This window comes from Peribacillus sp. Bi96 (assembly GCF_918698115.1).
Classification (GTDB): domain Bacteria; phylum Bacillota; class Bacilli; order Bacillales; family DSM-1321; genus Peribacillus.
In genome coordinates, this window is sequence record NZ_CAKKLV010000002.1 from 302,376 (window position 1) to 322,777 (window position 20,402).

Genomic DNA, 20,402 nt, shown 5'->3' on the forward strand with positions numbered 1-20,402 from the left:
AAGTTACCTATCCTTATTGGTATTAGAAAATTCCTAATTTCTTTATGGAAAAAATTCCAGTTCAAAATTATTGAAAGCCAAAGAAGGTCAATGTATAATAAAGTCAGAAAGTCAAAGAAGGTCAAAGTTTTATTGTGAATGTAATAATTTTAAAGGAGGAGTACTACATGCTTTGTGAAAAATGCCATGTAAACCACGCTAATATTAATGTTCACCTAAATATGAATGGTCAGGAGCATGATGTGAAACTGTGCTCCACTTGTTATAAAGAAGAGACTAACAAACTTGGAGCAGCGATGGGGGGGATGAATACTGGAAAATTCCAATATAATGGATTCCAAAATTCATTCAATCCATTTAATTATAATGAAGTGCCACAATCGGATTCTGTTGAAGACGAAGACGAAGGATTGCTTGAGGAGTATGGACACAATCTGACCGATGCTGCAAAAGCAGGACTTATTGATCCGGTTATCGGCAGGAATGAAGAAATAAAACGAGTCATAGAAGTTCTAAATAGACGTAATAAAAATAATCCTGTTTTAATTGGTGAACCTGGGGTAGGTAAAACAGCCATTGCTGAAGGGTTGGCTCTCGCCATCGTTGAAGGTTCAGTACCTGTTAAGTTACGAAATAAAATAGTGTATATGCTTGATATCGCGTCACTTGTTTCGAACACTGGTATTCGGGGGCAATTCGAAGAACGGATGAAGCAGTTGATCGGTGAATTACAGGAAAGAAAAAATGTCATTTTATTCATCGATGAAATTCACCAAATTGTCGGGGCTGGTTCAGCAGAAGGATCAATGGATGCTGGAAATATCTTAAAACCAGCGCTTGCTAGAGGGGAGCTTCAACTTGTCGGAGCGACTACATTGTCTGAATATCGAAAAATTGAAAAAGACGGAGCACTTGAACGTCGCTTTCAGCCCGTTCAGGTCGATGAACCGACCACAGATGAAGCACTTGTCATTTTACAAGGATTAAAAGAAAGTTATGAAGCGTATCATGGGGTCAGTTATAGTGAGGAAGCACTGAAAGCTGCAGTAGAACTTTCAAACCGCTACATTCAAGATCGTTTTCTCCCTGACAAGGCGATTGACCTGATGGATGAGGCGGGTTCTAAATTGAACTTGACCATAGAAGACGGTCAGGAAGAAGATATGAAAGAGCGTCTTGCCCAAATCTATAAAGAAAAAGAACTGGCACTAAAAGAAGAAGCATATGAAAAAGCGGCGGTTCTGCGTGATGAAGAAGAAAAATTGGAAAAGTCCTTGCAAGCTGGAGAAAATTCAGTCAAACCAATTGTTACCGTCGAGGATATTCAAGTCATCATTGAACAAAAAACCGGTATACCGGTAGGTAAGTTACAGGAGGATGAGCAAGAAAGAATGATTCATCTTCAAGCGGAACTTATGAAAAAAGTCATTGGTCAGAAAGAGGCCGTTAAAAAGGTTGCAAAAGCCGTCAGAAGAAGTCGTGCAGGGTTAAAATCCAAAAAACGTCCTACCGGTTCTTTCCTTTTTGTTGGTCCAACTGGAGTAGGTAAAACAGAATTGGCAAAAACCCTTGCAGAGGAATTGTTTGGAGATAAGGAAGCGATGATTCGTCTAGACATGAGTGAGTTCATGGAGAAACATAGTGTTTCCAAGTTAATTGGTTCACCTCCTGGATACGTTGGACACGAGGAAGCAGGACAATTAACTGAAAAAGTTCGTCGTAAACCTTACAGTATTATTTTATTGGATGAGATTGAAAAGGCACATCCAGATGTTATGCATATGTTCCTGCAAATTCTAGAAGATGGGCGTTTGACCGACAGTCAAGGCCGAACCGTTACTTTTAAAGACACTGTGATTATCATGACAAGTAATGCTGGTGTTGGAGAAAAACAAAAAGTAATGGGATTCGGTACTAGTACAGCCGTGGAAGAGGCGTCCATTCTGCAGTCATTGGGCAGTTTCTTCAAGCCGGAATTCTTGAACAGATTTGATAGCATCATTGAATTCTCAGCATTGAAGAAGGAAGATCTTCTGCAAATCGTTGATATCATGATTTCTGAACTTGACGAAACACTTTCTGCACAAGAATTAACATTAGTTGTGACAGATGAAGCAAAACAAAAACTGATTGAATTAGGATACCATCCAACATTCGGGGCTAGACCGCTTCGTAGAGTCATTCAGGAACAACTCGAAGACGGCATTACCGACTTTATCTTTGAGCAGCCTGAAGTGATGAACTTTACTGCAATTGTTGAAGATAACCAGATGAAAATTATTAAAACACCATAAAGAGTACTAGAAATGCCTCCAAGACCGTAAAACTGTTATGGAGGCATTTTTTTATCTTTTTTAAGTTTTTCCTTATTATCTTGATTCTTCAGAGGTCTATAATAGGTTAGAAATTGAAGCGAAACAAATTGATACATTACAATTCTAATAATCCGGAAACGAATTTCAGAATTTTCTCCATAATTTTTTGTGCGAATGTTTTTAAGCGTCATTCCGGTGGAATCATAGGTAAAGGGGATCAAATAGTGTATGATAAAGCCTATTCTTAACAAGGCATATGAAAAAATATATTAAATAAATTCCTGTTTTGGAATGGGGATTTCAATGGAGGAATGACCTATTAATGATTCACTTTCTTATTTTGAAGAGGAAAATACTAATAATCGAAAACCTACTGATAAAGAAACGGAAAATCAATTGGAATCCCTGCCTACTGCCAATATTCATTCACTAAACCCGGCAGAATTGGATCAGCTATATTACTTTGAAGGAAAAGACTTAGGAAATTCCTATCATAAAGATAAAACGGCTTTCAGGTTATGGTCCCCCGTTGCATCTGAAGTTAAGCTTGTCACTTATGAACATTGGGATAATTCCAATGGAATGGAAATTGAAATGGATCGTTCGGAAAAGGGAACCTGGACAGTTGAATTAACCGGTGATCAGGATGGATTGATTTATACATACAAGGTAAAAGTCGGAGAAATCTGGAGTGAAGCTGTAGATCCTTATGTTCGTGCAGTCACTGTCAATGGAGAGAAAGGAGTCGTGATAAATTTAGCGGACACGAATCCACAAAAGTGGACACGGAATAAACCACCGCTCGGAAAAGCAGAGGACATCATCATCTACGAATTGCATACACGAGATTTGTCGATTCATCCTGAAAGTGGAATTCAACATAAAGGTAAATTCTTAGGAGTAATTGAAAGTGGCACTAAAGGCCCGAATGGTGTGAAAACGGGTCTGGATCATATTAAAGATTTAGGTGTAACCCATGTGCAATTCATCCCCATATTCGATTTTGCTACCGTCAATGAAAAAAAATTAAATGAACCGCAATATAATTGGGGATATGATCCTCAGAATTATAACGCTCCAGAAGGTTCATACTCGACTGACCCGTATCAACCAAAAGTAAGGATCCGGGAGTTGAAGGAAATGATCCAAGGTCTACATGATCAGGGACTGCGTGTGATCATGGATGTGGTTTACAATCACGTTTATTCGGTGGCTGATTCAAACTTCAATAAACTGGTACCCACCTACTTTTTTCGCTATAACGCCGACGGTACATTATCGAATGGCACGGGTGTAGGAAATGACACGGCCTCTGAACATAAAATGATGCGTAAATTTATCGTAGAATCCGTCACCTATTGGGCCGAAGAATTCAACCTCGATGGCTTCCGTTTTGATTTAATGGGGATTCATGATGTGGAAACGATGAATGAAGTGAAAAAAGCACTTGTGGAAATTGATTCCACCATCATTGTTTTAGGCGAAGGCTGGGATATGAATACACCATTGGCCCAAGATCAAAAAGCGAATCAAAAAAACGCACGTAAAATGCCTGGGATCGCACATTTTAATGATACAATCCGGGATGGGTTAAAAGGATTCGTGATGAACGCGCATGATAAAGGATTTATTAATGGGAAGCCAGGTATGGAGGATATTATAAGAAAAAGTATCGCTGCCGGATTGAAATACGATGATCATATTGCAACTTATCAAAAACCAGATCAAGTCATCAATTATGTTGAAGCGCATGATAATTTCACCTTATGGGATAAACTTAACATCACGAATCCGGAAGCAACAGAACATGGCCGTAAACAGATGCATAAATTAGCTTCCGCCATTGTCTTACTGTCACAGGGCATACCGATGATTCATGCTGGACAAGAATTTATGCGCACGAAGGACGGGGATGAAAACAGCTATCAATCATCTGACTGGGTTAACCGTTTGGATTGGAAAAGAAGAGCGGAGTTTGATTACGAGGTCGAATATATGAAAGGGCTCATTTCGCTAAGAAAAAACCATTCGGTTTTTAGATTAAGTACACCCGAAGAAATCGAAACGCATTTACAATTCATTGATTCCCCATCGAATGTCGTTGCATACACTCTACGTGCAGATGATTCAAAAATCGCAGTGATTCATAATGCAAATTGGGACGCGATAAGCATTACTCTTCCCCAAGAAGGGAATTGGTCCGTATTAGTGAATGGTCAGCAGGCGGGTCTGGAAGAAATAGAAAGGATAAAAGGGGGGCATATAACAGTTCCCGCTTTAAGTTCATTCGTTTTAAAACAAATTTGTAATGGATGAGATAAAATAAAGAAGTGAGTGAATACTTTCACTTTACCTTATCAAAATATGCACTAAAACATCAGGATAATTTAGTTAAGATAGATTACAATGATGCTTATCTATAGCCGCTGATAGAAATGGATGTATTATCTTATAAAAAATCAGGACTCACTTAATTTTGAATAATGAAGTTCATGGAATTTTTCTTTTAACCTTAAATTGATGGAGCCTTATGCTTGTAGAAATGGATTGTATGCCATAAAATGGGGGTAACAAAATGGATCGAGGAGTGAATAAATGAATCTTAAATTAATGAAGATGATAGCGATCTGCTCTTCTTTAATGCTTTCAGCTTGTGCGAGTGAAGAAAAAAGTGTGGTCGAAAAAAAAGAAAGCAACCATGAAGGACATTCGGAACATGCAGTATCCGGAGATCTTCAGGAGGAGACCAGCAGTAAGGAAATAGCACCGGATTTTCTATCTGAAAAACCAGACGATATGAAGACAATCTATTTAGCTGTTGCTCAAAATAAAGATTTACTAGAAAAAATACCTTGTTACTGTGGGTGCGGGGAATCAGCTAACCATAAAAATAATTACGATTGTTTTATCCATGAGAATAAAGAAGATGGTGAAGTGGTTTGGGATGACCATGGGACGAGATGCGGGGTTTGCTTAGAAATAGCAGCACAATCCATATTGGACTTGAATGATGGTATGAGCATTAAAGATATCAGGAATAAAGTGGATGAAAAATATAAAAGTGGATATGCCAAACCAACACCAACTCCTGAAGTTTAAGGGATTGAATATCACCAAAGGAAAATTTGATTGTAAAAATGGTTATTATGAAAATGGTCTTTTCCCGAAAATTCATTCGGAAAAAGGCCATTTTTTTACGGATTATGGATTTTCTAAAATATGAAATTATTATTGATCGTAACGGGAATACTTTTAATAAATAATAAAATGTAAAGGAGATATCCATTTGACATTGATCCGCCTTGGTTATGTAGCCATGAGTACTCATGTGCCAAACTGTTCCCCATCCCAAACGATGACATTTACTCAGTTTTCGAAAATTAAAGACAGAGATGCAGCAATAAGAAAACTTGAACGCATTTCAATTTCCAATCTGCATAATTGCTGGCGGTTACTGATTCATAACGAAGCCAATAATATTCAGTTTTTTAGGCTTTCATCCAAACTCATCCCTTTAGCCAATCATCCAGAAATTCCAGAATGGGATTACATAGATCCAATTTCAGAAGAACTGGACAAATTAAGAACCTTCATTTCCGATCACCCAGAAATAAGAATAGATTTTCACCCAGATCATTTTGTTGTTTTGAATAGTTCTCATATCGATATATTGAAAACATCATTAAAAACGTTAAAAATGCATCATACTTTATTGCAAAAAATGGGGGTGAATCCCGAGCATCGCTGTGTATTGCATGTTGGTGGAGGCTATGGAGAACACGTACAGGCATTAGAGCAATTTATCCATAATTGGGGCTTGATACCTGAACCGATTCAAAGAATGGTGATTCTTGAGAATGATGACACGACATATACATTGTCGGAAACCCTTTACTTATGTGAGAAATTGGGAATACCAATGGTATTTGATTATCACCATTACTTAGCACATCAGTTACCAAGTGAAGAATGGACAGAGCATTGGGCACGTATACTAAATACCTGGAGTATTTCCAAACTACCTCCTAAAATGCATATTTCAAGCCCAAGGTCAGATAAAGAATTTCGAGCACATGCTGACTATGTGGATCCAAGTATGTTCATGGAATTTTTACAACATATTAAAGGAAGCTTACCGCAATTGGATTGCATGATTGAAGCGAAGCAAAAGGATGGGGCACTTTTCCACTTGATGGATCAACTGAAGGCATACAAAGAAATAGAGATCATCGATGATGCCAGTTTTTATATTCACTGATTCACTGTATAACAAAAATTTGATAAAGAGGATATGGATTAGATTCTTTATCAATGGATTTAGTTTACATAACATGATTATTGTTAATTCGATACTCTATTCACTTTTAGAAGTAAGTGTCTCCTGTGCTTCTTCCATGGCTTCTTTCACGAGCAAAGTAAAAAAACTCCTCTTTGGATTTGAAATAGTGGTAGGAAAGAACTTGGCTAATACCGGCCTCACCTGCAATCATACTCTTTTTAGTTCCTGCGCTTCCTCGGTACACAAATACTTTAAGGGCTGCAAACATTATAAATACTGAGAACAATATAGAGAATATTAATAAGCCATGTTTTCGAAAAAAAAGTAGAAAAGACAAAAAAACGGGCTTCATATTTAGCTTTTAAAGAGTTTGTTTTAAATTACTAGAGTCATTGGTCTAGATTGCGTTAAAACGCCTCTATTAAACCTATAGAGAGGTTATTTGGTGTTGGTATTTTTTTGTAGTAGATCATCTTATATTATAAGAATATTCCGAATGTAACAAAGGACCTCTATTGATACATTCAAAATCCCTTTAAATCAACGTTTTTAAGAGTATCTAATTTTAAAAAACTTGCCTTTTTTTCGCGTGTTCACGTACAATGAATATAGAGGAAAGGGGGATGAGCCACTCATGCAAGCAACCTCTCAAAGAATCAAGAATGTCCAGCCGATACGCCGACTGGATCACATAGAAAAGATGAAAAAGTCACTATTAAAATATTGCAGTTATAGGGATTATATGATGTTTACAATCGGGATAAACATTGGGTTACGTATAGGGGATCTTTTGCAGTTGCGTGTGAAGGATATCCTTGAAGGAACGCATATCGTCATAGTCGAACAAAAGACAGAGAAAATTAAACGGTTCCTTGTCAATCCTCAACTTCGAAAGGAAGTAAGGAAATATGTCCGGAAAATGAACCTGAAAAATGAACAGTATTTGTTTCCAAGTAGAAAAGGAAATGGCCCAATCACCAGGGTACAGGCCTACCGGGTCTTAAATAAAGCAGCTGAAATGGCAGATATTCCGGATGTCGGTACACATACACTTCGAAAAACCTTCGGCTATTTGCATTATCAAAAATTCAAGGATATCGCGTTACTACAGCAAATCCTTAATCACTCCAATCCAAAAGATACGATGATTTACATAGGACTCACACAAGATTTGATGGACGAAACATTGATGGACTTCTATTATTAATAGAATGGGAAGTTGTAACTTTTTCTGATTACTCAGTAATTTTCGTTTGCTCATTATCGTTCTAAATAAGGGAGGTAGCCCCGTGCAAACATTATTTCGATATAACTGGATGATTCGTGCTGACTGGTATCATTGGTGTGAAGAGGTGGAGGAGGAAGAGCTTCTCCGCACCAGAACTGGCGGAGTGGGGAGTATTCTGCAAACACTCTTCCATATAGTTGATGTAGAGTGGAGTTGGATACGCCTTTTACAAGGAAAAAAAGAATTTAATGAGAGCTTTGAAAATTACAAGAGTTTGGGGAAAGTAGTGGACCTTGACCTTGCTTTTCAGACGGAAGTAAAGGACTTTGTATACAGGTGGAAAGATGAAATGGGAGATAAACTATTTTACGATACCATGCCGGATGGAAGAATTGTAACGGATACGTGGGGTGAGATAATGCGTCATGTCATTGCTCACGAAATCCACCATGCAGGACATTTATCCATTTGGGCAAGAGAAGTAGGGAAAAAACCTGTTTCAGCGAATCTTATTGGCCGGGGACTTATATCTACCAAATAACTTTCTCAAAAAGACTATAATATAGTCTTTTTTTGTTTCTCTAATACTTACTTTAGTATACTAAAAACATTTTACACTATTGTACTCTCATTTTTGAATATGTAATGAGGGTGAATCAATCCATTTTCGGAAAAATGGAGTTTCAAACCATTGGTTACGATAATTATATTATGGTAACTAGTGATATGATAAATCATCACGTATTAAGAGTTTTAATAAGCGGCGATATATCATTTTTTGTGATAATACTATGTTTTGGCCATAAAAAAATTCTAATTTTTTTTATGGCATTATTTAATCGCTATATGTATTTCCACTTTTCCATCAGGATAATATTTTTCAAAATCCAGACTATAATTTCTGTTTAATTTTTTTTCATCTTCCAGCTGCCATATCTTTTTCCAAGTTTCACCTACTGAATGTTCATCTTGTATGCATTCAAACACTTTGTATTTGTTTTCAGGAATGAGAATTTTTTCATTCGATAAAGGGATTTCTGTGGCGATTGATAAGGTATAGTCACCACGATAATGATTTTCGTATTGATGGTATATACCATACTTCATATCATTTTCAATATTATGATCATTTGTTTTACGCCATAGTGATCCGATCTTCTCGAAAAGATCCTTATCCGAGAAATTATTCGTCCTTATTTCGCCAATAACGTAAACTTCTTTACTCATTAACTAGCAACTCCTTATTTGTATAAAATTGGATGTTATATCAATGATATCATACTCATATCAGATGACCAGCATCTTTTAGTGCTTAGGGTTGGTCTTGTCGCTAGTTCTTGGTTTGGACTTTGTTAATTTTAATGGTCTCGGTAGTTATTTAAATAGAATATATGAATGGGTGTCACAAATTATATTCATATATGAATTCGATGTTTTCCAAACATATTGTATCCAGTATTTTTTAAATTGGATACAATTTATTTAATTTTCAGTATTGTAAACGCATTATATACTTGATATAGTTAAAATTGTATCCAATATCGAAAGGTGGACGTTGAATTGGATAAAGCTAAATCCAATAGTGATAAGTCAACAATCGTTAAAAATGTAACAAAAAGCCTTAGGAAAGCGATTTTAAATGGGACGCTGAAGAAGGGTGAGCGACTGATTCAAGAAGAATGGGCCGATCGCCTGGATGTAAGCAGAATGCCCATTCGTGAAGCCCTTACACAGCTTCAAATGGAAGGGTTGGTGGAAATGGTTCCGCATAAAGGAGCTATCGTCACACCGATCACCCGGGATCATATCGAAGAAATATACCATACCCGGTCCCTGCTTGAAGGACTTGCCGTAGAAAAATCACTTCCCTTTTTGACGAAGGAGGATAAAGAAAAATTAAAGGAAATTTTGATTGAGATGGAAGGTTTACAGTTATCTGACGAAACCAATGAGCATTATATTCAGTTAAATGCGGCTTTTCATGAAACCCTCCGAAAAGGGTGCCCTTGGCCAAGGGTTCAAAAAATGGTTGAAACCTTAGGCATCTCTCCTATTGCGCCCAATTTACTAATTGATTATTACCCAGAAACGCAACGGGAACACCGGATGATATATGAAGCGGCACTAAGGGGCGACCCAACAGAATTAAGGGCAGCAGTAGAATATCACATTTTACGGACAAAGAATAATTTAATCACGTATATGGAGTTACTGAATACTAAAAATCATCAATAAAAGGAGTGTTAAATGTGTATGATTTCGCAATTGTTGGTGGGGGTATTGTAGGTTTATCAACGGGAATGGCACTTTATCAGCGTTTTCCCAATGCAAAAGTGGTAGTCATCGAAAAAGAGGCCGTTGTAGCTGATCATCAAACGGGACATAACAGTGGCGTCATCCATTCTGGAATTTACTATAAACCGGGGAGCTTCAAGGCACGGTTTGCCCGCCGAGGAAGCAAATCAATGACGGAATTTTGTCAAACGCATGGAATTGAACATGATATTTGCGGCAAGGTCATAGTTGCAGCGAAGCCAGATGAGATGCCCCTTCTAGATGATTTATATACACGCGGCTTGCAAAATGAGCTAGCTATACAAAAGATCGGTGTGGATGAGTTAAAAGAAATCGAACCACATGTTAATGGGCTTGGTGCGATTCGCGTCCCGCAAGCCGGCATCGTTAATTATCGACAGGTAAGTGAAAAGATGGCGGATATCATCAAGGAAAATGGCGGTGAAATCAAGCTGAATACAAAGGTGGAGAAGATTGACGAGGATGTTGATGACGTCATCATCGAAACAAGCAACGGTACCATAAAGGCCAGGATGGTCATTAATTGCGCAGGGTTGCACAGTGACCGTATCGCAGCAGCCGCAGGGTATAAAACTGATATGAAAATTGTCCCGTTTCGCGGTGAGTATTTTAAATTGAAGCCTGAAAAGCGCTACCTCGTCAATCATTTAATTTATCCGGTACCTAACCCGAAGTTTCCATTTTTAGGGGTTCATTTTACGCGGATGATTAGCGGGGAAGTAGATGCGGGTCCAAATGCTGTACTGAGTTTCAAACGGGAAGGTTATAAAAAAACCGACTTCAATGCGAAAGATTTAGCTGAAGTTTTAAGTTATAAAGGTTTTTGGAAACTGGCCAGTAAATTCATGAAGGAAGGGATGGATGAATATGTCCGTTCTTTTAGCAAAAAGCAATTTACGAAAAGCCTGCAGGAGTTAATTCCGGAAATTCAAGAAGATGATTTAATCCCTGCACCTGCTGGAGTCCGGGCACAGGCGTTACAGGATGATGGTAATATGGTGGATGATTTTCATATCATCATGGGGAAACGGACCATTCATGTATGCAATGCACCGTCACCTGCAGCAACAGCATCGATTGAAATTGGAAAAGAGGTCGTTACACGCATTCCAGAACAAACACACTTATTGGAAGCTATTTTGACAAAATAAAATACATGAAAGAGAGGAAGAAGCCTCATGTTCAATGGTAAAACAATTTTTATTGCAGGTCATGCACGTTTACCTCAAGGGATGGCAGCGAAAAGTGTCTTTGAAACATTGACCATCACTGCAGAAGTCGATGCTAAATACGGGGTTGTCCTGGAAGCATCTTGTACACTCGCAACAGAGCATGGCCGGGAATTTATAGGGCGTTTGTTAAAAGGGATCAGTTTGAATGATGGTGTTGAAGACGCGATAGAATCGATTCAATCCTATTACCGGGGGAAAGCAGCTAATGCCTTGATTGCTGCCTTGAAGGATTTGGATCTCCACTTTAAGCAAATTAAAGCAGGAGAAAAAACGAAACTACCAAGTTAGGAATATGATTTATCAGAATAATTTGTGAAAAGTGTTGACAATTTCACGAAAAAACGTTTTAATTGAATTAAGCTAATATTAAGACATTAACACCTTTTGGAAAATACCTTTTCAGAATCGTGTAAAGCTCTTAATGATTGGAAACAGGAAAAATAAATCATACATAAACTGCATATTCGCTGTGACTCTATTTGCATAGAGCAGTGAAGTGAATATAAGCCAGTTGTACAGTTGGATCCCTATTTTATTTGGGGATCATGTGCGACTGGCTTTTTATATTTCCCGTTAACTTTGTCACCTATATTACAAATAACAGGAGGAATTATTCATGAGCATTGCAGAAAAGAAGAGAGCTAAATTTGAAAGGAAAACAGAAAAATACGAAGTGAAAGTTCACCCTCAAACAAGCCGTTTATATCATGTTGAAATTTCAAAAGAGGCTATTGGCGCTTTTTTAGAAAACGTATCGAAGGATAATCAGTCTGTTCAACATCTGGAATATACACCATATGCAAGACTTATCATTGCATCATATCTATTGGATCAAGTAGGGGAAGACTTTGGCGAAGTGCTTCGTAACATCGTTTATGATCGGGATTCCGGCGGCTTTACTCTCGGCTTGGAAGGGGTAACTGAAAATACGGATGAATACGTTATTTTTGCAACGGCCATTTCATACCTGCTGGGAACGCCAAACCATGATGCGATGTCAGGAAAATATTATGCTCGATTTAGTGTTCAAGACACGGATGGCAGCGATTCATATTTACGTCAGGCCTATCGTTTATTTACACTTCATACGGACGGAACCTTTGTAGATGAACCAACGGACTGGTTACTGATGATGAAGACGATCGAACAAAATGCACGCGGTGGCGAATCACGATTATTGCACCTTGACGATTGGAAAGAGCTTGATGCGTACGTAAATCATCCATTATCAAGCCACAAATTCACGTATAAGGCCCCAAAAAGTAAAAATATTGATCAAGAAATTGAAAGATTGACTTTCTTCAATCATAATAACAAACCTGGTGTATGCTTTATCGATCAATTTGTATATCCTGAATCCATTGAACAAGCAAAATACTTACGCGATTTATCCGCTTCATTGGAAAACGATGAAAGTGTAATAGAACTGGAACTTCCTGTTGGTGATCTAGTTGTTGTTAATAATATTTTTTGGCTGCACGGTCGTGCAGCGTTCGAAAAGGATTCGAACCTGAACCGTGAATTACTTCGTCAGCGTGGAAGATTCAATCAATAGTATCATTTTGTAAACCCAAGTGTTTTTCTCCATCCCCAAACTATATTTTAAGATAAATACTTTTCAACCCTTATGGTTGGAAAGCATTTATCTTTTTTTTTTGAAATGTTCTATTAAAGATAAAGTTGGTAGATAAGAATGTAAAAAGAGGACCTTAAACATTGTGTCCTCTACGATAAAGAACGGGAGCGAAGTCTATGTCTAATTCCTTTTAGTATGCTGACATGCCCCCTCATGGTTAAAGAGCTTATAACACTTGATATGAACTAGTTGTTTAGTATCTTCTATTAATGAACAGTATAACGCCCCCTATATGGTCGTTGGCGAACCTGTTTTTCTGCTATACTGATATAGCTAAAAAAAATGGATGAAAGAAAAAGGGGATAGTATTTTATGGGGATCGCTAATTTTTCTAATTACACGAAATATAAGGACTTAATTAATGCATTACCTGCTGCCTATACAGATGAAATGATACAGAGCGAGGAATTCTTACTTGAAAGAGATGAAAAGAAAAAACTCGAAATCTATTACGCACCTTTTGAATATGTAAATGAACAGGCCAAAGTGGTGATCGTCGGAATCACGCCTGGTTTACATCAAATGAAAAAATCTTATTCTACCGTAATTAACGCAAAAGGGCACATACATATCGATGAAGAAATCCTGCTCGAAGTAAAAAAGAAATCTAGCTTTGAAGGACCTATGAGAAAAAATTTGGTTCAAATGTTAGATGAGCTTGGGTTACACGAATACTTAGGAATATCGTCCACTCTCGATCTTTTTAATGAAGCTAGTTACTTAGTTCATACATCCTCCGTTTTAGCCTATCCTGTCTTTTACAACGGGAAAAACTACAGTGGAACAACCCCGAACATATTGAAGACAGAGTTGCTTAAGAAATATATTATGGATGGCTTTGCAACCGAAATAGGTGCTATCGATCGTCCCCTTATTATTCCTTTAGGAGTTAACGTTTCCAAGGTATTAAACTATTTAGCTGACCAAGATTATCTGGATTCAAACAACATACTCCTAGGGTTTCCCCACCCATCAGGCGGAAATGGTCATCGACATAAGCAATTTGCTGAAAATAAAGAACAAATGCGACTGATGTTACAGCGTTATTTTTCGAAAGATATGACCATGGGTTAAATAAGGATGACACATTCAAGGTTTACAACATTAAAGCGCAGGTTATTGATTCAGATAAAACATTGCTAACAATATTAGTTTAAAAGTAGAGCAACAGAAACTTGTAAATGGAAAGTTTCTATTTTGAAAATGACAATAGCTAACGACTTTAATAAGAGGGACTTTTACATCGGTCTACTAAAGGTTCTGCAAAATAAAGAAGACCACTGATGTATGATGGTCTTCTTTAATGTCTTTGATAATGTGATATTATAGTTCAATTTAGTTATTTGTAACTAGAGATACATTCAGACAGGTAGGTGATGATTTGGCATTTATATTTCTATCGCACCTCTTACATCATACTTTTCTAAATCGATATCAATATCTTTGTCTAGTGCGAGGTTAGCCAATTGGGATCCAACATAGGGACCCATTGTTAATCCGGAAGCTCCGAGACCATTTGCAACGATTATGCCATCCCAATCAGGTAATGGACCAATAACTGGAAGGAATCCAGGCGTGAATGGACGAAACCCGACCCTTGCTTCAACAAACGTACTATCTGCCAAACCGGGGGCGGTAGTCAAGGCTTTATTGAAAACTTCCTGCAACCCTCCTGCGGTCATACGATTATCGAACACTTCCGTATTTTCATGTGTCGCACCTGCGACAATTTTATTGCTATCGAATGCCAAGAGGTATTGATCACTGGGAGGCATGACGACAGGCCAGTTATCCGTATTTGCATGTGGTAGTTCCAGATGAATGATTTGAGCTTTTTGAAAGCTGACTTGAAAATTCACGCCAAGGGGTTTCAGTAATTCCGGGGCCCATGCTCCAGCACAAACAATCACAATATCCGCAGGGATGAATTCATCTTTTACTGTTACACCTAGCACTTGTGCACCGCTATATTTAAGTACAGCCTCACCATATATAAGTTTTGCGCCGTTTTTTTGTGAAGCCCGCAATAAGGAATCACGAAGTGCGCGTCCATCGACCCGAGCGGCACCACTTACGTGAACTGCTGCATATTCACTGGAGAGAGGTGGGAATAGTTCACTTGTTTCCTCAGGGGAAAGTATTGTGATCGTCCCGATCTCCGGTGCATCTTCTTTCCGTTTTTGAGCTCTATTCTTCATCGCGATCAGTTTTTCTTCATCTGTATGTAAACTAATTGCCCCGACTTGGGCATAACCAGTCTCGGTTTCTCCATCCCGTTTAAGTTCTTCAATTAGCCCGGGATAAAAAGCCGCCCCATTTTTAGCAAGGTGATACCAAGCTTGATTGCGCCTTTGCGAAATCCATGGGCATACGATTCCTGCAGCAGCAGAGGTTGCCTGTCCATTATCCTGGCGGTCTATTATGATCACTTCGGCTCCATTTTTAGTCAGCTGATAGGCAGTGGAGGCTCCCAAAATCCCAGCTCCGACTACAATGATTTTTTGCATATTTAACATCTCATTTCTCTCATATGTATAAACGCTTACTACTACTATATCGAAGACAAGAAACCATTGCCACAACCGATATTGTATTTTCTTTCACAAAGTTATTTTATCTGTAGTGAATATGCTATGATTGAGAAGGCGTAAGCTTGAAAAGATACTAGGAGGACATACCATGTTAAAAAAACAATTGGAATCATACATATCAAAATCCATAATTGAAAACAAAGTTGAGTTGTTTAAAGAAGAGAGGGATTATGCAGTAAAGCATGAATTGATCCCTGCTAATGTCACTATAGTGGAACTAGAAAATACATCTCGTTTTACAGATGCTTATATTGAGCGCAGCAATAAAGAGAGTGAAGAATTGATTTCTGTAGAGAAGTCTGCATTTTTATCCCAACCAATCGATTATTTAAAAAATAATAAAGAAGAGTTCCTTTACTTTGAATCTAAATGGTTCGAATTAATCGGGGTTCAGGCACTTTCGTTTGAAGTGGATGATGTTTTCGGTACATATAACGCGATGTTCGGATTGAAATTCCAAAAGAAAATGGGTGAAGTTCTAAAAACGTATTTAAATAAGGAACTTCAAGAAGGCATCGGATCATTCAGTGTAATGTTTAACCAGGGCGACGGTCTATGGGATGTGAATTTTGCCTTGGATAACGTAAAAGGGTTTCGAGAAGACTTGTCATTAGAAGAAGCATTTGATTTGATCCATCATTTTCTTTTTGTCCTTGTTCAAACAATCGAGGAAGAGATGTAATTCGAAAGACCGTCATCAATTTTGATGGCGGTCTTTTTTTGCTCATATCCTTGGTCATTATATTTTGATCAATGTGATAAATGTAGAAGCTGATTAGAGGAACATGAAGGAATTCGTCGAATTGATTATTGATATACCTTTATTTAGCAAATTCATTTCATTCTTGTTTGAAGTAAAGGGAGATAGAAAGTTACATTGGAAGGAGAAGTTATACTTGCTGAACGAATTGAAAGTTACTCGAGTTACCATTCCAATGCCTTTTAGGCTGGACCATGTCCATTGTTTCCTAGCAGAAGGTGAAAAAGGATGGACAATCATCGATACGGGATTAAATAATGAAACAACAAGGGATATATGGAACCCCATTATTGAAAAATATGATATTAAAGACATTATCATCACCCACTATCATCCAGATCATTTCGGGTACGCAGGTACTTTACAACAATTAACCGGTGCGGATGTTTGGATGACACAAGTGGATGAACATACGGGGACGACGTATTGGGAATCGGATTCACTGAAACAGCTTAAAGAAAATTATGATGCATGTGGAATGGATGAGGACTTAGCCGTAGCTTTATCCAGTGACGAAAGCAGCTTTATGCCTAAGGTAAAACCCTATCCTACTGTAAATCATCATCTTGACGAAGGGATGATGTTACGTTTTGGCAAGTGCGAGTATGAAGTGATTTTTACTCCTGGACATTCTGATGGCCTGATTTCCTTATACAATAAGGAAAATAGTGTCCTTTTCTCAACAGATCATATATTACCTAGGATATCTCCGTTTAAAGGGCTCTCCAACCCATTGGAAGAGTTTTTTACTTCTTTGAAAAAAATACAAAAGTTGGACGTTGAATATGTCATCCCATCACATGGGAAGCCGTTTCGAAATGCCAATGAAAGAATCATCGAATTATTGGATCACCATCAGGACCGATTGCACCTCATTCACGAAAACATGAAGGAGCCTATTACTGTGAAAAGTGCTTGCATGATTCTGTTTGGAAATCTACCCATTCACGAATCTAGATTTGCTGTTGGTGAAACATTGGCTCATCTTGAATACCTCTTTTTGAATGACCAATGCAGAAAGTTTAAGCGTGATGGAATTTGGTATTATCAATCTATCTGATATTTATTTACCAGCTCTTATATGATTCAAGCTCATTTCATATGAGCTTTTTTTGATGTGAAAAACGTCCTACTCAAGAGCAATATACTTTCACATAACCTAGTTAATTTATAAGATTTTAAGGTGTTTTATTACATTTTGGAAGTTGATGGGTAAATTAATTCCTGAAAAAACGTCACCACATAGATGACGATTCTTTTTATGAATGATAAATGGTTTTTCCGTCTTCAGCACTTTGATCGCTCCAACATGCAAATCATCCTTCAAGGTTTTTATAGTTAGTTATCCTATTTGGTAGTACAATGGTAAAAATATTTCATATAAACAAGCTATGTTTCTTTTTGAAAAGGATAGGATTCAAACTTTGAGCCTTCAGCTTTCATATACATTATGAAATTGGCAAAATGACATGATACCTTCTTAAATCATTATCTATATAGAATAGCCAAAAAAAACAAACTTGTCATACTGATTTTCCTATAGGTTGACCGCTGATTAAATTATTTCTGAAGATTATAATTAATATAACAAAAATTCATTCGAGGGGGAATTGAGCATGAAAATTGTTATTGCACCAGATTCCTATAAAGGAAGTTTGTCATCATTTGAAGCTTCGAAAGCAATCGAGCGAGGGGTCAGGAAGGCACTTCCAGATGCCATAACGGAATTGGTTCCTGTAGCGGATGGCGGTGAAGGAACAATGGATAGCCTTGTGGCTGCTACAAATGGGCGAAAAGTTGAAGTGGCAGTAAAAGGACCATTACTTGATGAGGTACAGGCAGCATATGGAATATTGGGCGATCAGGAAACATGTGTGATTGAAATGGCAAGTGCATCCGGTTTATGCCTAGTCGATCCAGGTGATTTGAACCCGTTGATCACTACTACATACGGGACAGGGGAGCTCATTCAAAAGGCATTGAATGCTGGCTGTCGTAAGTTCATATTAGCGATTGGCGGAAGCGCGACTAATGATGCTGGCGTTGGAATGCTCCAGGCTTTGGGAATGAGAATATTGGATGATGAAGGTAAACCGATTGGATTCGGTGGTGCGGAGTTATTGCGTATATCAGAAATAAATATGGAAGATTTTGATCCAAGAATAGCAGAATCCGAGTTTTTGATTGCCTCGGATGTTCATAATCCTCTAGTCGGTCCAGATGGCGCATCGTATGTATTTGGACCCCAAAAAGGGGCGAGCCCTGTCATGGTTGACATTCTTGATAAAGCTTTATCTTCATGGGCAGATTTGGTCGAAATAAAGACAGGTATTCACTTGCATGATAAAGCCGGTGCTGGTGCAGCTGGAGGAATTGGAAGTGCGTTTCAGGCATTTTTCCGGGCAGAAACAAAAAGGGGCATCGATATTGTTATGGAATATGCAAAACTAAGAGAAAAAATGTGCGATGCTGATTGTGTCTTTACTGGTGAAGGACAAATTGATTACCAAACAGCTTCAGGTAAAACACCCATGGGCGTGGCGCAAGAAGCGAAAAAGCACGGTATTCCCGTATTTGTTTTAGCTGGATCAATCGGAACTGGTATTGATAGTTTATATGACCACGGCATCACCAGCGTCCATAGTCTTGTAAACGCTCCTATGACACTAATGGAAGCTATGGAAAGGGGAGCTGAATTTTTAGAACTTTCAGCTGAACAAGTAATGCGAACATTTTTGGCATCCATTAAAATTAGGGGATAATCATTGTGTAAGACGTGAAAAAGTACCGGTAGCTCCATGTTGCCACTGAATTCTTAGTCATCACTTCATTGCTTGCCCCAATGGTGCCACCACGGATATTAAATGAGCTTTCCACTGGTTCTGGTTCTTATGGCTGAAATCCAAGTGAATGATAGCTCCTTTTCGGTGGTCAATCCGTATGCTTACAAAGCTCAAACGATGGCACCTTGTTATAGGTAGTAGTACGATAATTCTTACGATGATAATAGGGTGCACTCTTGTCCGATTTTTATAAACGAAATGCAGAGAAGCGTAAAGCGCTTCTCTCAGTTTGTAGACAAAGGGGTTCGGAATTAAAAAATTCCGAACCCCTTTTGAAATCCCTTTTGAAATCCCTTTTGAATTTTCGCCTCAAGTTAAGAGATTGGGGATCTACGAGCCCACTATGTAGGCCATTTTGGGACCTTGCCATGTCCATCGGCCATCTTCTTTAAATTAATGGCAGCGAAAGTAAACATCGCCTGCATCGACAATTTTTTAAGTCCCCTTAAAGTAGTCCAACGCATACCATGCTTTTCTTTTGCATCTGCGAATACACTCTCAATCGTTTCTTTACGTTTCGCATATATAGGTCTTACATCTTGATGATGACGCAGATGATTTGCTTCTTCCACATGTGTTTGCCAGATATGCCGTGTCACCACTTTTTGATAAACTTTGCTTTCTGTACAATGTGATAAAGATGAGCAGGTTGCACAGATGTGTTTGCGCGATTTGTACTCGCGATAGCCCTCTTTATTTGTTTTTGAGTTCGTTAATGACTCACCCGAAGGGCAAGGTAACAATCAAAATGTTCATCGTATACATAGTCATGTTTGCGAAAGAAACCTTCTTTTGTTCGAGGACGTGTATAGGGTAATGCCGGTATGATTTCTTTGTTAAATAGGTAGTTTGTAATCGCCGGTGTTTTATAAGCTGCATCTGCGGCAACGGCTTCTAGTTTTCCAACTTTCTCAATCACTTGTTCAACAAGTGGCTCTAAGATTTGACTATCATGTGTATCTCCAGGTGTTACAATCGTTCCTAATACAAAACCGTTGCGGTCTGCGGCCGCGTGGAATGAATAGGCAAACTGTTTTGTTCGTTCATCTTTCACCAAGTCATAAATGAAAGTGAAATCAATGGCAGCCTCCATTTTACGAACCTAATGGTTCGGTGGCACCAGTTGATCTAAACTAATCATTTCAAGTTGATCTCGCTGAATAAAATCATGTTTAGAAAGCATCCTCATCACCTCAGGTTTT

At 38.2% G+C, this 20,402-nt stretch carries 16 protein-coding genes and 3 pseudogenes; 14 read left to right on the forward strand and 5 right to left on the reverse strand.

Annotated elements, in window-relative coordinates; all coding sequences use genetic code 11:
• Window positions 1–167 precede the first annotated feature (167 nt).
• From LQ203_RS03930 to uvsE, 4 genes and pseudogenes are all read left to right on the forward strand, one after another.
• The gene (locus LQ203_RS03930) at window positions 168–2,294 is read left to right on the forward strand and encodes an ATP-dependent Clp protease ATP-binding subunit (protein ID WP_230155890.1); all 2,127 of its coding nucleotides are present in this window, start codon (window positions 168–170) and stop codon (window positions 2,292–2,294) included.
• 462 nt (window positions 2,295–2,756) lie between these two features.
• Window positions 2,757–4,631: pseudogene (pulA, locus tag LQ203_RS03935) on the forward strand (type I pullulanase); the annotation flags it as partial.
• A 279-nt stretch (window positions 4,632–4,910) separates the two neighbouring features.
• Window positions 4,911–5,414, forward strand: a complete 504-nt coding sequence (locus LQ203_RS03940) for a PCYCGC domain-containing protein (RefSeq protein WP_230155891.1) — start codon at window positions 4,911–4,913, stop codon at window positions 5,412–5,414.
• Window positions 5,415–5,601: 187 nt separating this feature from the next.
• On the forward strand, window positions 5,602–6,573 hold the full coding sequence (uvsE, locus tag LQ203_RS03945; RefSeq protein WP_230155892.1) for a UV DNA damage repair endonuclease UvsE: 972 nt from the start codon (window positions 5,602–5,604) through the stop codon (window positions 6,571–6,573).
• A 123-nt stretch (window positions 6,574–6,696) separates the two neighbouring features.
• Here uvsE and LQ203_RS03950 read toward each other — a convergent pair.
• Window positions 6,697–6,862 (reverse strand): annotated as a pseudogene (locus LQ203_RS03950) (TetR/AcrR family transcriptional regulator); the annotation flags it as partial.
• 366 nt (window positions 6,863–7,228) lie between these two features.
• Between LQ203_RS03950 and LQ203_RS03955 the strand changes: the two are divergent.
• Together LQ203_RS03955 and LQ203_RS03960 are read left to right on the forward strand one after the other, a co-directional pair.
• Window positions 7,229–7,801, forward strand: coding sequence for a site-specific integrase (locus LQ203_RS03955; protein ID WP_230155893.1), 573 nt, complete (start codon window positions 7,229–7,231; stop codon window positions 7,799–7,801).
• An 82-nt stretch (window positions 7,802–7,883) separates the two neighbouring features.
• On the forward strand, window positions 7,884–8,363 hold the full coding sequence (locus LQ203_RS03960) for a DinB family protein (RefSeq protein WP_230155894.1): 480 nt from the start codon (window positions 7,884–7,886) through the stop codon (window positions 8,361–8,363).
• Window positions 8,364–8,653: 290 nt separating this feature from the next.
• Here LQ203_RS03960 and LQ203_RS03965 read toward each other — a convergent pair whose 3' ends face one another.
• Complete coding sequence (locus tag LQ203_RS03965; RefSeq protein ID WP_230155895.1) at window positions 8,654–9,049, reverse strand: effector binding domain-containing protein; 396 nt, start codon at window positions 9,047–9,049, stop codon at window positions 8,654–8,656.
• A gap of 333 nt (window positions 9,050–9,382) precedes the next feature.
• On the opposite strand from LQ203_RS03965, the gene LQ203_RS03970 reads away from it, so the two are divergent.
• The 5 genes from LQ203_RS03970 to LQ203_RS03990 all read left to right on the forward strand — a co-directional run bounded on the left by LQ203_RS03970 (window position 9,383) and on the right by LQ203_RS03990 (window position 14,080).
• Window positions 9,383–10,057, forward strand: a complete 675-nt coding sequence (locus LQ203_RS03970) for a GntR family transcriptional regulator (protein WP_230155896.1) — start codon at window positions 9,383–9,385, stop codon at window positions 10,055–10,057.
• 14 nt (window positions 10,058–10,071) lie between these two features.
• Window positions 10,072–11,289, forward strand: coding sequence for an L-2-hydroxyglutarate oxidase (gene lhgO / locus LQ203_RS03975; RefSeq protein WP_230155897.1), 1,218 nt, complete (start codon window positions 10,072–10,074; stop codon window positions 11,287–11,289).
• 27 nt (window positions 11,290–11,316) lie between these two features.
• Entirely contained in the window at window positions 11,317–11,658 is a 342-nt protein-coding gene (locus LQ203_RS03980; protein ID WP_230155899.1) for a DUF3870 domain-containing protein, read from the forward strand.
• 328 nt (window positions 11,659–11,986) lie between these two features.
• Window positions 11,987–12,925, forward strand: a complete 939-nt coding sequence (gene glaH / locus LQ203_RS03985; protein WP_230155906.1) for a glutarate dioxygenase GlaH — start codon at window positions 11,987–11,989, stop codon at window positions 12,923–12,925.
• A 393-nt stretch (window positions 12,926–13,318) separates the two neighbouring features.
• Window positions 13,319–14,080 (forward strand): hypothetical protein, encoded by a 762-nt coding sequence (locus tag LQ203_RS03990; protein WP_230155907.1) that lies wholly within the window; start codon window positions 13,319–13,321, stop codon window positions 14,078–14,080.
• A gap of 314 nt (window positions 14,081–14,394) precedes the next feature.
• On the opposite strand, the gene LQ203_RS03995 is transcribed toward LQ203_RS03990, so the two are convergent.
• On the reverse strand, window positions 14,395–15,513 hold the full coding sequence (locus LQ203_RS03995; protein ID WP_230155908.1) for an FAD-binding oxidoreductase: 1,119 nt from the start codon (window positions 15,511–15,513) through the stop codon (window positions 14,395–14,397).
• Between the two features lie 172 nt (window positions 15,514–15,685).
• Between LQ203_RS03995 and LQ203_RS04000 the strand changes: the two genes are divergently transcribed.
• Both LQ203_RS04000 and LQ203_RS04005 read left to right on the forward strand, forming a co-directional pair.
• The gene (locus LQ203_RS04000; RefSeq protein ID WP_230155909.1) at window positions 15,686–16,279 is read left to right on the forward strand and encodes a branched-chain amino acid aminotransferase; all 594 of its coding nucleotides are present in this window, start codon (window positions 15,686–15,688) and stop codon (window positions 16,277–16,279) included.
• 214 nt (window positions 16,280–16,493) lie between these two features.
• Complete coding sequence (locus tag LQ203_RS04005) at window positions 16,494–17,417, forward strand: MBL fold metallo-hydrolase (protein ID WP_230155910.1); 924 nt, start codon at window positions 16,494–16,496, stop codon at window positions 17,415–17,417.
• A 108-nt stretch (window positions 17,418–17,525) separates the two neighbouring features.
• Here LQ203_RS04005 and LQ203_RS27630 read toward each other — a convergent pair whose 3' ends face one another.
• The gene (locus LQ203_RS27630) at window positions 17,526–17,684 is read right to left on the reverse strand and encodes a sugar diacid recognition domain-containing protein (protein ID WP_356713826.1); all 159 of its coding nucleotides are present in this window, start codon (window positions 17,682–17,684) and stop codon (window positions 17,526–17,528) included.
• Between the two features lie 289 nt (window positions 17,685–17,973).
• On the opposite strand from LQ203_RS27630, the gene LQ203_RS04010 reads away from it, so the two are divergent.
• Window positions 17,974–19,119, forward strand: a complete 1,146-nt coding sequence (locus tag LQ203_RS04010; RefSeq protein WP_230155911.1) for a glycerate kinase — start codon at window positions 17,974–17,976, stop codon at window positions 19,117–19,119.
• Window positions 19,120–19,530: 411 nt separating this feature from the next.
• Here the strand turns inward: LQ203_RS04010 and LQ203_RS04015 are convergent.
• A pseudogene (locus LQ203_RS04015) lies at window positions 19,531–20,254 on the reverse strand (transposase); the annotation flags it as partial.
• Window positions 20,255–20,402: the final 148 nt, after the last annotated feature.

Coding starts and splice junctions, on each gene's coding strand:
- LQ203_RS03940 (WP_230155891.1), top strand. CDS start 4,911: ATGAATCTTAAATTAATGAAGATGATAGCGATCTGCTCTTCTTTAATG.
- LQ203_RS03930 (WP_230155890.1), top strand. CDS start 168: ATGCTTTGTGAAAAATGCCATGTAAACCACGCTAATATTAATGTTCAC.
- LQ203_RS04000 (WP_230155909.1), top strand. CDS start 15,686: ATGTTAAAAAAACAATTGGAATCATACATATCAAAATCCATAATTGAA.
- LQ203_RS03995 (WP_230155908.1), bottom strand. CDS start 15,513: ATGCAAAAAATCATTGTAGTCGGAGCTGGGATTTTGGGAGCCTCCACT.
- LQ203_RS03980 (WP_230155899.1), top strand. CDS start 11,317: ATGTTCAATGGTAAAACAATTTTTATTGCAGGTCATGCACGTTTACCT.
- LQ203_RS03955 (WP_230155893.1), top strand. CDS start 7,229: ATGCAAGCAACCTCTCAAAGAATCAAGAATGTCCAGCCGATACGCCGA.
- LQ203_RS04010 (WP_230155911.1), top strand. CDS start 17,974: ATGAAAATTGTTATTGCACCAGATTCCTATAAAGGAAGTTTGTCATCA.
- LQ203_RS03990 (WP_230155907.1), top strand. CDS start 13,319: ATGGGGATCGCTAATTTTTCTAATTACACGAAATATAAGGACTTAATT.
- glaH (WP_230155906.1), top strand. CDS start 11,987: ATGAGCATTGCAGAAAAGAAGAGAGCTAAATTTGAAAGGAAAACAGAA.
- LQ203_RS03965 (WP_230155895.1), bottom strand. CDS start 9,049: ATGAGTAAAGAAGTTTACGTTATTGGCGAAATAAGGACGAATAATTTC.